This is a genomic window from Enterobacter cloacae complex sp. IR5428 (genome assembly GCF_049238585.1).
Lineage (GTDB): Bacteria > Pseudomonadota > Gammaproteobacteria > Enterobacterales > Enterobacteriaceae > Enterobacter > Enterobacter intestinihominis.
In genome coordinates this window covers 197,314-212,734 of sequence record NZ_JBMKHV010000003.1, presented here as the reverse complement: position 1 = coordinate 212,734, position 15,421 = coordinate 197,314, and the positions used below count along the sequence as shown (strand labels likewise).

Genomic DNA, 15,421 nt, shown 5'->3' with positions numbered 1-15,421 from the left:
CAGAAGTCATCGAATGTTATAATATCACATTCCACGCATTCATTACGATGATTAGTCGCATTATGTTACAGAAAAATACGCTTCTTTTCGCAGCTTTATCCGCTGCTCTTTGGGGGACAACAGCACAAGATGTTAACGCTGCCGTTGTCGCTTCGCTTAAACCACTTGGCTTTATCGCCGCTGCCATCGCCGACGGTGTGACGGACACAGAGGTTCTTCTGCCTGACGGGGCCTCCGAGCATGATTATTCTCTGCGTCCGTCTGATGTAAAACGCTTACAGAACGCGGACTTAGTCGTCTGGATTGGTCCTGAGATGGAAGCGTTCATGCAGAAATCCGCTAAACAGGTCCCTGCAGAGAAACAGGTGACGATTGGTGAGCTGTCCGCTGTGAAACCGTTGCTGATGAAAGGGGCTGAGGACGAGGGCGACGAACACGACCACGACCATGCTCATGGCGAAAAAGGTGACGACCATCACCATCACGGTGAATACAACATGCATCTCTGGCTCTCCCCAGAGATAGCGCGGCTTACAGCGGTTGCAATCCACGACAAATTAGTGGAACTTATGCCGCAAAGTCGAATCAAACTCGACGCCAACCTGAAGGATTTTGAGGCTCAATTAGCCGCAACCGATAAACAGGTAGGTAACGAGCTCGCACCGCTTAAAGGAAAAGGGTACTTCGTTTTTCATGATGCCTACGGGTATTACGAGAAACATTACGGTCTGACCCCATTGGGGCATTTTACCGTCAACCCTGAAATTCAGCCTGGTGCGCAGCGTTTACATGAAATCAGAACACAGTTGGTTGAGCAAAAAGCGACATGCGTTTTTGCTGAGCCACAGTTCAGGCCAGCGGTCGTAGAAGCCGTGGCCAGGGGAACATCCGTGCGCATGGGAACCCTTGACCCGCTAGGTACGAACATCCAGTTGAGCAAAGCGAGCTATTCGCAGTTCCTCAGCCAACTGGCGAATCAGTATGCGAGCTGCCTGAAAGGAGATTAACGAGGAAGTGAATACGTGCAACAGATAGCCCGCTCTGTCGCCCTGGCATTTAACAATCTGCCTCGACCCCACCGCGTTATGCTGGGGTCGCTTACAGTTCTCACGTTAGCGGTCGCCGTCTGGCGGCCCTATGTTTACCACCCGAGTTCTGCCCCTATTATTAAAACCATCGAACTGGAGAAGAGCGAGATCCGCTCTCTGCTGCCTGAGGCCAGCGAGCCTATCGATCAGGCCGCACAGGAAGATGAAGCTATTCCCCAGGATGAGCTGGATGACAAGATCCAGAATGAAACCGGCATTCATGAATATGTTGTTTCTACTGGCGATACGCTGAGCAGCGTCCTGAACCAGTACGGTATCGACATGGGCAACATTAGCCAGCTTGCCGCATCCGATAAAGAGCTGCGTAACCTGAAAATTGGTCAGCAGCTTTCCTGGACCTTAACGCCCGACGGCGATCTGCAACGTTTGACCTGGGAGATGTCCCGTCGCGAAACCCGCACCTACGATCGCACCGCAAACGGTTTCAAAATGACCAGTGAAATGCAGCAGGGCGACTGGGTTAACAGCGTGATGAAAGGGACCGTCGGCGGCAGCTTTGTTTCCAGTGCCCGCGATGCTGGCCTGACCAGCGCTGAAATCAGCTCGGTGATCAAAGCCATGCAGTGGCAGATGGATTTCCGCAAACTGAAAAAAGGCGATCAGTTCTCTGTCCTGATGTCCCGCGAAATGCTGGACGGTAAGCGCGAGCAGAGCCAGCTTGTGGGTGTTCGTCTGCGTTCAGACGGCAAAGACTACTACGCCATTCGCGCGGAAGACGGTAAGTTCTATGACCGCAGCGGTACGGGCCTGGCAAAAGGCTTCCTGCGTTTCCCAACGGCGAAACAGTTCCGTGTCTCCTCCAACTTTAACCCGCGTCGTCTGAACCCGGTAACGGGTCGCGTAGCGCCGCACCGTGGCGTTGACTTCGCCATGCCGCAGGGCACGCCAGTGCTGGCGGTAGGGGATGGTGAAGTGGTCATGGCGAAACGCAGTGGTGCTGCTGGCTATTACGTTGCTATTCGTCACGGTCGCACGTACACCACCCGCTACATGCACCTGCGTAAACTGCTGGTCAAACCGGGCCAGAAGGTGAAACGTGGCGATCGCATCGCGCTGTCCGGTAACACCGGCCGGTCGACGGGCCCGCACCTGCACTACGAAGTGTGGATCAACCAGCAGGCGGTTAACCCGCTGACGGCGAAACTGCCGCGCACCGAAGGGCTGACCGGGAAAGATCGCAAAGATTACCTGGCGCAGGTGAAAGAGGTGATGCCACAGCTGCGCTTCGACTAAGCTAACACCCTCAAAAATAAGCCGGCGTCAGTGTGCGCCGGCTTTTTCTTTTGTACGCGGACGGCTGCCTCGCTACACTATCTGAATATATTTTTGCGTCACCAGACCCTGGAACCCGCATGGAAACCAAAAAAAACAATATTGAGTACATTCCCGAGTTTGAAAAATCCTTTCGCCACCCGCGTAACTGGGGCGCCTGGCTTGGCGTATACGCGTTTGCTGGCATGGCGTTACTACCTGCTTCCCTCCGCGATCCGGTTCTCGGAAAAGTGGGGTGCCTGGCAGGGCGCTTAGGTAAAAGCGCACGCCGCCGGGCGCAAATAAACCTTCTGTACTGCTTCCCGGATAAAACCGACGTCGAACGTGAAGCAATCATTGATGACATGTATACCACCGCGCCACAGGCCATGGCGATGATGGCGGAACTGGCGCTGAAAGGGCCGGAAAAGATCGTCGACCGCGTTGACTGGAAAGGGCTGGAAATCATCGACGAGATGCGTCGCAATGATGAAAAAGTGATTTTCCTGGTGCCGCACGGTTGGGGGGTCGACATTCCGGCAATGTTAATGGCATCGCAGGGCCAGAAAATGGCGGCGATGTTCCATAATCAGGGAAACAAAATCTACGATTTCGTCTGGAATACCGTGCGCCGTCGCTTTGGCGGACGTCTGCACGCCCGAAACGATGGCATTAAGCCTTTCATTCAGTCCGTACGTCAGGGTTACTGGGGCTACTACCTGCCCGATCAGGATCACGGTCCTGAGCACAGCGAGTTTGTCGATTTCTTCGCGACCTATAAAGCTACGCTACCCGCGATTGGTCGCCTGATGAAAGTCTGCCGCGCCCGCGTGATCCCGCTGTTCCCGGTTTATGACGGTAAAACGCATCGCCTGAGCATTGAGGTTCGTCCGCCGATGGACGATCTGCTGACCGCGGACGATCGCACCATTGCACGCCGCATGAATGAAGAGGTGGAAGTGCTGGTGGGGCCACATAAGGAGCAATATACGTGGATCCTGAAGTTGCTCAAAACGCGTAAACCTGGCGAAACAGAGCCGTACAAGCGTAAAGAGCTTTTCCCGAAGAAATAGGAAACCTTCACCCCTCTCCCCTTAGGGGAGAGGGGATAGGAGCTTACTCTACGGTCAGTACGCGGGTGGTATTGGTTGAGCCGATGGTGCTCATCACGTCACCCTGCGTCACGATAACGATATCACCGGATACCAGATAACCTTTGTCGCGCAGCAGGTTCACAGCATCGTGCGCGGCGGCCACACCGTCATTGGTGCTGTCGAAGTAGACTGGCGTCACGCCGCGATACAGCGCCGTCAGGTTCAGCGTACGCTCGTGACGGGACATGGCGAAGATCGGCAGACCGGAGCTGATGCGAGACGTCATTAGCGCGGTACGGCCAGATTCGGTCATGGTGATGATCGCCGTGACCCCTTTCAGGTGGTTGGCTGCGTACATCGCGGACATCGCAATCGCTTCTTCCACATTGTCGAACTGGATATCCAGGCGGTGCTTGGAGACGTTAATGCTTGGGATCTTCTCCGCACCCAGGCAGACGCGCGCCATGGCGGCCACGGTTTCCGCCGGATACTGACCCGCAGCGGTTTCTGCTGACAGCATCACCGCGTCAGTACCATCCAGCACGGCGTTCGCCACGTCCATGACTTCCGCACGGGTTGGCATTGGGTTGGTGATCATGGATTCCATCATCTGGGTGGCGGTGATCACCGCGCGGTTCAGCTGACGCGCGCGACGGATCAGCGCTTTCTGGATACCGACCAGTTCAGGGTCGCCAATTTCCACGCCCAGATCACCACGGGCAACCATCACCACGTCAGACGCCAGGATCACGTCGTCCATCGCGTCCTGATCGCAGACCGCTTCAGCGCGTTCCACTTTCGCAACGATTTTCGCATCGCAGCCTGCATCACGCGCCAGGCGGCGAGCATAGTTCAGATCTTCGCCGCAGCGGGGGAAGGAGACGGCCAGATAATCCACGCCGATCTGCGCTGCGGTCACGATATCCGCTTTGTCTTTATCGGTCAGCGCTTCGGCAGACAGGCCACCGCCGAGTTTGTTGATGCCTTTGTTGTTGGAGAGCGGGCCGCCGACGGTCACTTCGGTGAACACCTTCATACCCTGAACTTCCAGCACTTTCAGCTGTACGCGTCCGTCGTCCAGCAGCAGGATGTCGCCAGGCACAACGTCAGCAGGCAGACCTTTGTAGTCGATACCCACTTTTTCCTTATCGCCTTCGCCTTTGCTCAGGTTGGCATCCAGCAGGAATTTATCGCCGATGTTGAGGAAGACTTTGCCTTCTTTAAAGGTCGATACGCGGATTTTTGGACCTTGCAGGTCACCGAGGATAGCAACATGGCGGCCCAGTTTAGCTGCGATTTCACGCACTTTGTCGGCACGTAATTTATGGTCTTCTGGCGTACCGTGAGAGAAGTTCATGCGCACCACGTTGGCACCCGCGGCGATAATCTTTTCGAGGTTATTATCGCGGTCGGTGGCCGGGCCTAGGGTGGTGACGATCTTGGTTCTGCGAAGCCTTCTGGACATGTAATACTCCGTTGACTGAAACAACTTTGGTGTTGCGTGAACATAGAATCGGCCTTCATCTATCGCAAGGCAGTAGCGAGGGGACCGAATGCCGTAAATCGTACATCGTCGTTATTAGGGAACATCGCTCTTTATAAGCAATTCTTTATCAAAACGCGATTCTTTCAGGGCTTCCTTGACCCGCTTCAAGTTATCCCGGAATTTTGCGCCCCGGCGTAAAGTAAAACCGGTCGCCAGCACGTCGATGACCGTCAGCTGCGCCAGGCGGGAGACCATCGGCATGTACATGTCGGTGTCTTCCGGTACGTCCAGGGTGATGGCGAGCGTTGCTTCCCGGGCCAGCGGCGTACCTGCCGTCGTCAGGGCGATGACCATCGCATCGTTGTCACGCGCGAGTTGCGCCAGCTCCACCTGGCTCTTGGTGCGGCCCGTATGGGAGATGAGTACCACGACATCATCTTCGCTACAATTCATACAGCTCATGCGTTGCAGCACAATGTCATCGGAGTAAATCACCGGCACGTTAAAGCGAAAGAACTTATTCATGGCGTCATGCGCCACGGCGGCGGACGAGCCAAGGCCAAAGAAGGCAATCCGTTTGGCCTGCGTAAGAAGATCGACCGCGCGATTCACTGAACTCATGTCCAGAGACTGGCGAACATGGTCGAGCGTGGCCATTGCCGATTCAAATATTTTTGCGGTGTAAGCATCAACACTGTCGTCTTCATCTACATTGCGATTAACATACGGGGTACCGTTTGCCAGACTTTGTGCCAGATGCAGTTTAAAATCAGGAAAGCCGCGGGTGTCCAGACTACGACAGAATCGATTGACCGTCGGTTCGCTGACGCCCGATTCCTGTGCCAGAGCGGCGATGCTTGAATGAATCGCCTGAGCGGGCGCGGCGAGAATAACTTCAGCCACTTTGCGCTCGGATTTGCTAAGGTGTTCCAGTTGAAACTGAATTTTTTCCAGCATGTTCATTGTTAACAAGACGCTCATGAGGGCATAAACGATTTCATAGAGATGAAACCTAGATTCGATTTAGCCGATATTACCCCCGGGACACCCGAAAGGGTAATCGTCGACAAGAAATGTTGTTGTTTTTTTTCATTACTTGATCGACGTCGGGTTTTGCTCTGACCCTGTTGCGCAAAGAATCGACATTAGTTGCGTCACCAGACGGGCATTATGGCACCGGCGACGAAAAATCACCGTATCGCACGTGACGTTAAGCGCTAATGGTTTCAGGAAACGCGTAAAAGCAGTACAGTGCATTGTAATAAAATTACAACGATACCTGGCAGAGTACCAGGAGATCTAACTGAGGAGAATGACATGGCGGTAACGCAAACAGCCCAGGCATGTGACCTGGTCATTTTCGGCGCGAAAGGCGATCTTGCACGCCGAAAATTGCTGCCTTCCCTGTATCAGCTCGAAAAAGCGGGCCAGATCCATCCCGATACCCGAATCCTTGGGGTAGGGCGCGCCGACTGGGATAAGGAGGCTTATACCAAAGTCGTGCGCGAGGCGCTCGAAACCTTCATGAAAGAGAAAATCGATGAAAGCCTTTGGGATAAGCTGAGCGGGCGTCTCGATTTCTGCAATCTGGACGTCAACGATGTAAGCGCCTTTACCCGTCTGGGTGAAATGCTGGACCAGGAAAATCGCGTCACCATTAACTATTTCGCCATGCCGCCAAGCACCTTCGGCGCCATCTGCAAAGGTCTGGGCGAAGCGAAGCTGAACGCCAAACCGGCGCGCGTGGTGATGGAGAAGCCGCTGGGTACGTCGCTGGCAACCTCGCGTGAAATCAACGACCAGGTGGGCGAGTTCTTTGAGGAGTGTCAGGTTTACCGTATTGACCACTATCTGGGTAAAGAGACGGTTCTGAACCTGCTGGCGCTGCGTTTTGCCAACTCCCTATTTGTGAACAACTGGGACAACCGCACTATCGACCACGTGGAAATTACCGTGGCGGAAGAAGTGGGCATCGAAGGCCGCTGGGGCTACTTCGACCAGGCCGGCCAGATGCGTGACATGATCCAGAACCACCTGCTGCAAATTCTGTGCATGATTGCCATGTCTCCACCGTCAGATCTGACGGCCGACAGCATTCGTGACGCCAAAGTGAAAGTGCTGAAATCACTGCGCCGTATTGACCGCTCCAACGTGCGTGAGAAAACCGTGCGCGGCCAGTACACCGCAGGTTTTGCCCAGGGGAAAAAAGTCCCTGGCTATCTGGAAGAAGAGGGCGCGAACAAGTCCAGCAACACCGAAACGTTTGTGGCGATCCGCGTGGATATCGACGACTGGCGCTGGGCCGGCGTGCCGTTCTACCTGCGTACCGGGAAACGTCTGCCGGCAAAATGCTCCGAAGTGGTGGTCTACTTCAAAAATCCGGAACTGAACCTGTTCAAAGAATCCTGGCAGGAACTGCCGCAGAACAAACTGACCATCCGTTTACAGCCGGACGAGGGTGTGGATATTCAGATCCTGAACAAAGTGCCGGGTCTTGATCACAAACACAACCTGCAAACCACCAAACTCGACCTGAGTTACTCTGAAACTTTCAACCAGACGCATCTGGCTGATGCTTACGAGCGTCTGCTGCTGGAAACCATGCGTGGTATCCAGGCGCTGTTCGTCCGCCGCGATGAAGTGGAAGAGGCGTGGAAGTGGGTGGACTCAATCACCGAAGCGTGGGCAGCCGACCAGGACGCGCCAAAACCGTATCAGGCGGGAACATGGGGACCTGTCGCCTCCGTTGCGATGATCACCCGTGATGGCCGCTCCTGGAACGAGTTTGAATAACCCCTATCTCTAGCCCAAAGGTGTTATTTTACCGGTAACATGATCTAACACAGCAAGTGGCATAATTTTTAATCTTTTAAGCTCCGCGTGGATTCACCCGCGGAGCTTTTTTTATTACACTCCCTTCAGACATTTTGCCCCTGTGCTCCGGATATCAGGCGTTTCAGCGTTGTTAACAACCGTCAGAAACTGTGTAAACTCCCGAGCCTGGACAGATAAATTAGAGGAGCTTTTATGAATCCGACATTGTTACGCGTAACACAACGCATCGTTGAACGCTCGAAAGAGACCCGTGCTGCCTACCTTGCCCGCATCGAACAGGCGAAGAGTGAAACGGTCCATCGCTCACAGCTGGCCTGCGGGAATCTGGCCCACGGCTTTGCCGCCTGCCAGCCTGGTGATAAAGACGCGCTGAAAAGCATGCTGCGTAACAATATCGCCATCATTACTTCCTATAACGACATGCTTTCAGCCCACCAGCCGTATGAGGTTTACCCGTCTATCATCCGCAATGCGCTGCACAGCGTGAACGCGGTGGGCCAGGTTGCAGGCGGCGTGCCGGCCATGTGTGATGGCGTGACTCAGGGACAGGACGGTATGGAGCTGTCTCTGTTGAGCCGCGAAGTGATCGCCATGTCGGCGGCAGTGGGCCTCTCTCACAATATGTTTGATGGCGCGCTCTACCTGGGCGTATGCGACAAAATCGTCCCGGGGCTGGTGATGGCCGCGCTGTCGTTTGGCCATCTGCCAGCGATTTTTGTGCCGTCAGGCCCGATGGCAAGCGGTCTGCCAAACAAGGAAAAAGTCCGTATCCGCCAGCTGTATGCCGAAGGAAAAGCGGACCGTCAGGCGCTGTTGGAAGCGGAAGCCGCGTCCTATCACGCGCCGGGCACCTGTACGTTCTACGGTACGGCTAACACCAACCAGATGGTGGTGGAGTTTATGGGGATGCAGCTACCGGGCTCGTCGTTCATCCAGCCGGATGCGCCACTGCGTAAAGCGCTGACCGAAGCCGCAGCCCGTCAGGTGACGCGCCTGACCGGTAACGGCAACGAGTGGATGCCAATGGGCAAAATGGTGGATGAAAAAGTCATCGTCAACGGGATTGTCGCCCTGCTGGCGACCGGCGGTTCAACCAACCATACCATGCACCTTGTCGCGATGGCGCGCGCGGCGGGCATTCTGATCAACTGGGATGACTTCTCCGAGATCTCCTCCGTGGTACCGCTGATGGCGCGTCTGTACCCGAACGGTCCGGCGGACATTAACCACTTCCAGGCCGCGGGCGGCGTGCCGGTGCTGATGCGCGAGCTGCTGAAAGGCGGCCTGCTGCATGAGGATGTCAACACGGTGGCGGGCTTTGGCCTGCATCGCTATACCCTTGAGCCGTGGCTGAACAACGGTGAGCTGGACTGGCGCGAGGGGGCGAGCAACTCGCTCGATCCTCAGGTTATCGCGACCTACGAACAGCCGTTCTCTCCTCACGGCGGCACCAAAGTGCTGAGCGGTAACCTTGGGCGTGCCGTAATGAAAACTTCTGCCGTGCCGGAAGAGAATCAGGTTATCGAAGCCCCGGCGGTGGTGTTTGAAAGCCAGCACGACGTTTTACCTGCCTTCGACGCGGGTCTGCTTGATAAAGACTGCGTAGTCGTGGTGCGTCATCAGGGACCAAAAGCGAACGGGATGCCAGAATTACATAAACTTATGCCGCCGCTTGGTGTATTATTGGACCGCCGTTTCAAAATTGCGCTGGTGACCGATGGACGCCTCTCGGGGGCATCCGGTAAAGTGCCTTCAGCGATTCATGTCACCCCGGAAGCCTACGACGGCGGCCTGCTGGCGAAAGTCCATGATGGAGACATGATCCGCGTTAACGGTCAGACAGGCGAGTTAACCCTGCTGGTGGACGAAGCAGAGCTGGCGGCGCGTCAGCCATATATTCCTGACCTGAGCGCATCCCGCGTGGGTACCGGACGCGAGATGTTTGGTGCGTTGCGTGAGAAACTCTCCGGTGCGGAGCAGGGCGCAACCTGTATTACGTTTTAAGACGACTTGATTTTAACGATCTGGCGAGAGAAAACTCTGATGAAAAACTGGAAAACAAGTGCAGAAGCAATCCTGACTACTGGCCCTGTCGTGCCGGTTATTGTGGTAAACAAACTGGAGCACGCTGTCCCAATGGCGAAGGCGCTGGTTGCGGGTGGCGTTCGTGTTCTGGAAGTGACCCTGCGTACTGCCTGTGCGATGGATGCGATTCGCGCTATCGCCAAAGAAGTGCCGGAAGCGATCATCGGTGCTGGTACGGTTCTGAATGCGCAGCAGCTGGCGGAAGTGACCGAAGCGGGCGCACAGTTTGCCATCAGCCCGGGCCTGACCGAGCCGCTGCTGAAAGCCGCAACCGAAGGTACTATTCCGCTGATCCCGGGTATCAGCACCGTTTCTGAACTGATGCTGGGCATGGACTACGGCCTGAAAGAGTTTAAATTCTTCCCGGCTGAAGCGAACGGCGGCACCAAAGCGTTGCAGGCGATTGCAGGCCCATTCTCCCAGGTGCGTTTCTGCCCAACGGGTGGCATCTCTCCGGCCAACTACCGCGACTACCTGGCGCTGAAAAGCGTGCTGTGCATCGGTGGCTCCTGGCTGGTTCCGGCGGATGCGCTGGAAGCAGGCGACTGGGATCGCATTACTAAACTGGCTCGCGAAGCGGTAGAAGGCGCGAAACAGTAACAAATGCTCAATGCATAAAGCAGGCCCTCTGGCCTGATGCTGGTCACTTTATGTGACCAGCATGTATAAGTTCTTCTTCTTCTTCTCCCCACAAACATTTTTAATATCCCTAACCCCAGGCGTATCATTCTTCATTATTAAATAATCCCTCACTTATATATTTGATGAATAATTCATTCTTAATTTATCTGTGATGAGATTGCCTGGGCTCTTTTTATTTATTCTGTGAATAATATTACTTCCTTTGAGTCAATTCAACTTGAGGTTGGGTATTTTAATAGGAGAACGATAGGTGTATTGTTTTTAATAAACGGAATGTTTGTTAAAAGGATAGATAATAATGTCAGGGGAATCTGAGGTGGCTCAACGGTGGGACACGTTAAACAGATATTTATTGTATTTCCCGTGTAGCAAAAATGTTATTTCTGATGTTCATTCTTTTACAGGAAAAGAGATATTAAGCGAGCCTTATCGCTATACCATTCGCTTTACCAGTCCGGATCAAAACATTGCCATTAATGCTGTTCTTAATCAAAGGGCTGAGTTTATTCTGCGTGCACCCAATCTGGAAGCCTCATGGCATGGGCAAACCTCCTGGCTGCCGGTTCGCCAGATTAATGGCACGATCACCCAATTTTCCCGGCTGATGTCTTCAGGTGACGAAGCACTGTATGAATGCGTGCTGGAGCATGAGCTGGCGCTGCTGGATCAAAATTACCGTTCTGCGGTTTACATGAACATGACAGTCCCGGAGCTCGTTACAAAGCTGATGAAGGACAGTGGTCACTTTGACGGCTACAACATTGATTTTGAGCAACTGAGCCACAGCTATCCACGACGGGAAATGATCATTCAGTGGAAAGAAACCGATTTGCGGTTCATCCGTCGGCTGCTGGCAGAGATAGGGATCTGGTTCCGTTTTGAGAATCACAACAAAGTGAAAACGGAAACCGTCGTTATTTTTGGGGATTCTGCGCGTCGTTACAACTTCAGCGACAAACAGATGCCTTATGTCCGACATTCAGGCATGACCAGTTATAACGAATACATCACCGATCTGGAGGAGCAGCACGGCCTGATCCCAAAAAATGTGTTGGTTCGCACCTATAACTACCGTGACCCGCAATCGCCGCAGACGGATAAGACCATTAAAACGAGCGATATTCCCGAAGGTGTAACGACAGGCCAACACTATCACTATGCCGATCACTATCTTGCTGCGGGGGATTTTCACGGTGAAGAGGCGGAAACCGCCGCATTTTACGCTCGTCTGCGTTATGAACGTCTGTTGAACGGACAGAGTGTTCTGGGGGCGACAACCAGCGATCCCGAGCTTCAGCCAGGCATAATGTTTATCCTGCAGGGCCTGTACCTGACGGGTTTAAGTCCGGGTTTGTGATAACTGCGATGATTATCCGCGGCAGCCGTGCTGAACACTATCGCGCCGTACTTTCTGGGATCCCCTATATACAAAAAACAGCCAGACCCGGATTCCACTGTGCCAGTCGTCATGATTGTTTTCCTCTATGTGATAGCCGTCGCAATGGGCCTCGCGATCCGGGCTCTAACCTGGCCTGAACAGGAACACGTTACGGCCCTCTTTTTTGTGCCTTCAGTTATTCTGCCCATCTGTGTTGTGTCGTTGTTAGTTTTTACAAGTTTCATATTTCATGACGCCAACATTCATTATGCTGAAACCCGAAAATTCATAGCAAAAGAGCAGGAGATTAATTTAAAGGCGTATGCGCGGAAAAATATGGCTATCGCAGCATGGTCTTCAATAACCCCCCTGGAGCAACCCGCGCTGAATATGTTGAAACTGGAAGGCGAATTTCCGCTGGCACCGAAAACGCCGGTTAACATTCAGCTGGAAGATCGCTTCGACCAGACCAGGAATGAACAGATGTTTTACCGCTTACTGGACCCGATGGCAGAAAAATTGAAGGGCTATAACTACCGTATTTTTGAAACCGTTGTCTGGGTTCGTGGAGGGAGTGGATCCTGCATTGATGAACTGAGACGCACTCTGGAGCGGTTGGGTATTGAAACGGCCAGCACGTGTAAAATTGAGTACAGCACAGAATGCCCTGACTACGCGATCGTTAGCCAATGGATGAACTTATCTGATTACAGAGTTGAAAACCGGCTGATTGTTATCGTTCATTTACATGAAGAAAGCGGCGAATCAAAGAGCATGGAAAATGCATGTGCATTCCTGCTGACCAGTCATTATGTCCGGGAGGAGGGCGAAAAACCGGTATATTTATATCAGCCTATGTCTGATGTGACCGATGTAGAGGACAAAATGGCGGTCTTCCTTGAGACGGGTTCGGTACTTACGCCGAAAAATCTCTGGTATACCGGGCTGTCCCGTATTGAAAAATATCCATTAATGCAGGCACTGGACAAAAAAGCGCTCATGGTGGAACGGCTGGATATCGATGCCTCTCTGGGCGCAAAGAGTGCCGGGTATCGGTGGCTGGCTCTGGCATTTGCGGCGGATGCGGTAAAATATGCCCAGGGGGAGCAACTGGTAGCATATTCAGACAAAAACAAATTTTGTATTACTGCGCTTTCCTCCATGAAGACAGCTATCCCAAAAAAACTTACCTGGTGTAACTGGAGTAATCCCCTTTATCCTGCGGGGATGGCGGCTTTATTCTGCGTGTTATCCCTCATTGCCTATCGTATCAGTTTCCTGGCGCAAAACGATCCGCCAGCAATCTGGGAACTGATTGCGAGCATAATCATTCCCTTCGTTATTTTTATAGGCCTCGGTAGTTTTGTTTTCATCTCGAAAACGAATGAAGCCTACGAGGACATGGAATACGAATGGAAACGATAGAAACGAAACAACGTTAATCATGCTATGTGGCTGGTCGCTTACTTGACCAGCCTTTAGTTATTTACCCTGTCACTTTCACCGCAGTGGCCGCTTTTTTCGCTCTCGCGACGGCTTCGTCCACGTTTTCCCCGGTCGCTAATGCCACGCCCAGACGACGGCTTCCGTCGATCTCCGGTTTGCCGAACAGCCGAACCTGCAAGCCTGCGCCTACCGCACCTTCGACGTTATCAAAGGTGACATTCTGGCTGGTCAGTTGCGGCAGGATCACCGCCGAGGCTGCCGGGCCGTACTGACGGATGCCGCCAACCGGCAGGCCGAGGAAAGCACGTACGTGCAGCGCGAACTCAGAGAGATCCTGCGAAATCAGCGTGACCATCCCGGTATCGTGCGGGCGAGGGGAGACTTCGCTGAAGATCACCTCGTCGCCGCAAACAAACAATTCCACGCCGAACAGGCCGTAGCCGCCCAGCGCCAGCACCGTTTTGCGGGCGATCTCCTGCGCGCGTGCCAGCGCCAGCGCGCTCATTCGCTGCGGCTGCCAGGATTCGCGATAATCGCCGTCTTCCTGGCGATGACCAATCGGGTCGCAGAAATAAACACCGTCCACGGCGCTGACGGTGAGCAGGGTAATTTCAAAATCAAACTTCACCACGCCTTCTACGATGACGCGCCCGGCACCGGCACGGCCGCCCTGCTGGGCATAGTCCCAGGCTTTGTCCAGCGTGCTGCTGTCGCGGATAAAGCTCTGCCCTTTGCCGGAGGAGCTCATTACCGGCTTAATGATGCACGGGTAGCCAATCTCCTCTACGGCCTGGAGAAACGCAGCTTTATCCCCGGCAAAACGGTAGCTGGAGGTCGGGAGCTGTAATTCTTCTGCCGCCAGGCGACGAATGCCTTCCCGGTTCATGGTCAGTTTTGCCGCTGTGGCACAGGGCACCACGCGCTGGCCTTCCTGTTCAAGGGCAACCAACATCTCAGTGGCAATGGCCTCAATTTCAGGTACCACGAAATCCGGTTTTTCGTCGGCAATTAACGCCCGCAGGGCATTACCGTCAAGCATATCGATGACGTAAGAGCGATGCGCGACGTGCATGGCGGGCGCATTCGCGTAACGGTCCACCGCAATCACTTCCACACCCAAACGCTGGCATTCAATGGCCACTTCTTTACCCAGTTCACCCGATCCCAACAGCATAACGCGCGTCGCGGCAGGACGCAGCGCGGTTCCTAAATGAGTCATAAAAATCCCCCTGAAAAAGATGCGGGCAGTATAAACGAAAACGTTTGCGTATGTCTTGTATGGCAATAACTGGACACGGGGGAAATTTGCGCTTCTTTAGCACTGACAGACATTTCCTGACACCCGCTCGCTTAGGCTGTGAAGGTTACGCACTGTTACGTGAGGAAAAATATGTCAGGCTGGATGAATCAACTGCAATCCCTGTTGGGACAAAAAGGCTCGTCGTCCGGCGAGCAGGGTCTGAGCAAGCTGCTTGTGCCGGGTGCGCTCGGCGGGCTGGCCGGTTTGCTGGTTGCCAATAAATCATCGCGGAAACTGCTTACCAAATACGGTACCGGCGCGCTGCTGGCGGGCGGAGGGGCTATTGCAGGCTCCGTCTTATGGAACAAATACAAAGACAAGGTGCGCAACGCGCATCAGGATGAACCGCAGTACGGGAAGCAGGTATCGCCGTTAGATTTACGCACCGAGCGCCTGATCCTCGCCCTGGTCTTTGCAGCCAAGAGCGACGGGCATATTGATGCCAGTGAACGTGCCGCAATTGAACAGCAGATGCGGGAAGCGGGCGTTGAGGAGCAGGGCAGGGCGCTGGTGGCGCAGGCCATCGAACAGCCGCTCGATCCGCAGCGGCTGGCGCAAAGTGTGAAAAACGAAGAAGAGGCGCTGGAACTCTATTTTCTGAGCTGTGCTGCCATCGATATCGATCACTTTATGGAGCGCAGCTACCTGAACGCCCTGGGTGATGCGCTGAAGATCCCACAGGACGTTCGTGAGGGAATTGAGCAGGATATTCAGCAGCAGAAGCAGACCCTCGCGGGCTAGAAGGCCATGTTTCGCTTGCATCATACGCGTGTTTTGCCAACCTTATAGGATGTA

The 15,421-nt window shown here is 54.0% G+C and carries 12 protein-coding genes; 9 read left to right on the top strand and 3 right to left on the bottom strand.

Features of this window, described 5'->3' with window-relative positions; translation table 11 throughout:
• Nucleotides 1–62: 62 nt before the first annotated feature.
• From znuA to lpxM, 3 genes are all read left to right on the top strand, one after another.
• The gene (znuA, locus tag ACOTXC_RS05660) at nucleotides 63–1,007 is read left to right on the top strand and encodes a zinc ABC transporter substrate-binding protein ZnuA (RefSeq protein WP_032622452.1); all 945 of its coding nucleotides are present in this window, start codon (nucleotides 63–65) and stop codon (nucleotides 1,005–1,007) included.
• A 15-nt stretch (nucleotides 1,008–1,022) separates the two neighbouring features.
• On the top strand, nucleotides 1,023–2,342 hold the full coding sequence (gene mepM / locus ACOTXC_RS05655; RefSeq protein ID WP_022648483.1) for a murein DD-endopeptidase MepM: 1,320 nt from the start codon (nucleotides 1,023–1,025) through the stop codon (nucleotides 2,340–2,342).
• Between the two features lie 119 nt (nucleotides 2,343–2,461).
• Entirely contained in the window at nucleotides 2,462–3,433 is a 972-nt protein-coding gene (gene lpxM, locus ACOTXC_RS05650) for a lauroyl-Kdo(2)-lipid IV(A) myristoyltransferase (protein ID WP_022648482.1), read from the top strand.
• Between the two features lie 43 nt (nucleotides 3,434–3,476).
• Here lpxM and pyk read toward each other — a convergent pair whose 3' ends face one another.
• Nucleotides 3,477–4,919: a pyruvate kinase gene (gene pyk / locus ACOTXC_RS05645; protein ID WP_003859767.1), complete on the bottom strand. Its 1,443-nt coding sequence runs from the start codon at nucleotides 4,917–4,919 to the stop codon at nucleotides 3,477–3,479.
• A 114-nt stretch (nucleotides 4,920–5,033) separates the two neighbouring features.
• Nucleotides 5,034–5,903, bottom strand: a complete 870-nt coding sequence (locus tag ACOTXC_RS05640; RefSeq protein ID WP_003859769.1) for a MurR/RpiR family transcriptional regulator — start codon at nucleotides 5,901–5,903, stop codon at nucleotides 5,034–5,036.
• A gap of 354 nt (nucleotides 5,904–6,257) precedes the next feature.
• Between ACOTXC_RS05640 and zwf the strand changes: the two genes are divergently transcribed.
• The 5 genes from zwf to ACOTXC_RS05615 all read left to right on the top strand — a co-directional run bounded on the left by zwf (nucleotide 6,258) and on the right by ACOTXC_RS05615 (nucleotide 13,305).
• Nucleotides 6,258–7,733 (top strand): glucose-6-phosphate dehydrogenase, encoded by a 1,476-nt coding sequence (zwf, locus tag ACOTXC_RS05635; RefSeq protein ID WP_022648481.1) that lies wholly within the window; start codon nucleotides 6,258–6,260, stop codon nucleotides 7,731–7,733.
• 234 nt (nucleotides 7,734–7,967) lie between these two features.
• Nucleotides 7,968–9,779 carry a phosphogluconate dehydratase gene (gene edd / locus ACOTXC_RS05630; RefSeq protein WP_421767477.1) on the top strand — a complete coding sequence of 604 codons (1,812 nt, stop codon included), beginning with the start codon at nucleotides 7,968–7,970 and terminating at the stop codon, nucleotides 9,777–9,779.
• 39 nt (nucleotides 9,780–9,818) lie between these two features.
• Nucleotides 9,819–10,460, top strand: coding sequence for a bifunctional 4-hydroxy-2-oxoglutarate aldolase/2-dehydro-3-deoxy-phosphogluconate aldolase (gene kdgA, locus ACOTXC_RS05625; RefSeq protein ID WP_023300441.1), 642 nt, complete (start codon nucleotides 9,819–9,821; stop codon nucleotides 10,458–10,460).
• Between the two features lie 340 nt (nucleotides 10,461–10,800).
• Nucleotides 10,801–11,859 carry a type VI secretion system Vgr family protein gene (locus tag ACOTXC_RS05620; protein WP_421767476.1) on the top strand — a complete coding sequence of 353 codons (1,059 nt, stop codon included), beginning with the start codon at nucleotides 10,801–10,803 and terminating at the stop codon, nucleotides 11,857–11,859.
• A 99-nt stretch (nucleotides 11,860–11,958) separates the two neighbouring features.
• Nucleotides 11,959–13,305, top strand: coding sequence for a hypothetical protein (locus ACOTXC_RS05615; RefSeq protein WP_421767475.1), 1,347 nt, complete (start codon nucleotides 11,959–11,961; stop codon nucleotides 13,303–13,305).
• 61 nt (nucleotides 13,306–13,366) lie between these two features.
• On the opposite strand, the gene purT is transcribed toward ACOTXC_RS05615, so the two are convergent.
• Nucleotides 13,367–14,545, bottom strand: coding sequence for a formate-dependent phosphoribosylglycinamide formyltransferase (gene purT / locus ACOTXC_RS05610; protein ID WP_421767474.1), 1,179 nt, complete (start codon nucleotides 14,543–14,545; stop codon nucleotides 13,367–13,369).
• Between the two features lie 171 nt (nucleotides 14,546–14,716).
• Between purT and ACOTXC_RS05605 the strand changes: the two genes are divergently transcribed.
• Nucleotides 14,717–15,367, top strand: a complete 651-nt coding sequence (locus ACOTXC_RS05605; RefSeq protein ID WP_022648470.1) for a tellurite resistance TerB family protein — start codon at nucleotides 14,717–14,719, stop codon at nucleotides 15,365–15,367.
• The last annotated feature ends 54 nt before the right edge of the window (nucleotides 15,368–15,421 follow it).

Bases quoted from the DNA above. Each gene is read 5' to 3' on its own strand.
- pyk (WP_003859767.1), bottom strand. From the start codon at position 4,919: ATGTCCAGAAGGCTTCGCAGAACCAAGATCGTCACCACCCTAGGCCCG.
- edd (WP_421767477.1), top strand. From the start codon at position 7,968: ATGAATCCGACATTGTTACGCGTAACACAACGCATCGTTGAACGCTCG.
- znuA (WP_032622452.1), top strand. From the start codon at position 63: ATGTTACAGAAAAATACGCTTCTTTTCGCAGCTTTATCCGCTGCTCTT.
- ACOTXC_RS05605 (WP_022648470.1), top strand. From the start codon at position 14,717: ATGTCAGGCTGGATGAATCAACTGCAATCCCTGTTGGGACAAAAAGGC.
- ACOTXC_RS05620 (WP_421767476.1), top strand. From the start codon at position 10,801: ATGTCAGGGGAATCTGAGGTGGCTCAACGGTGGGACACGTTAAACAGA.
- kdgA (WP_023300441.1), top strand. From the start codon at position 9,819: ATGAAAAACTGGAAAACAAGTGCAGAAGCAATCCTGACTACTGGCCCT.
- ACOTXC_RS05640 (WP_003859769.1), bottom strand. From the start codon at position 5,903: ATGAACATGCTGGAAAAAATTCAGTTTCAACTGGAACACCTTAGCAAA.
- purT (WP_421767474.1), bottom strand. From the start codon at position 14,545: ATGACTCATTTAGGAACCGCGCTGCGTCCTGCCGCGACGCGCGTTATG.
- zwf (WP_022648481.1), top strand. From the start codon at position 6,258: ATGGCGGTAACGCAAACAGCCCAGGCATGTGACCTGGTCATTTTCGGC.
- lpxM (WP_022648482.1), top strand. From the start codon at position 2,462: ATGGAAACCAAAAAAAACAATATTGAGTACATTCCCGAGTTTGAAAAA.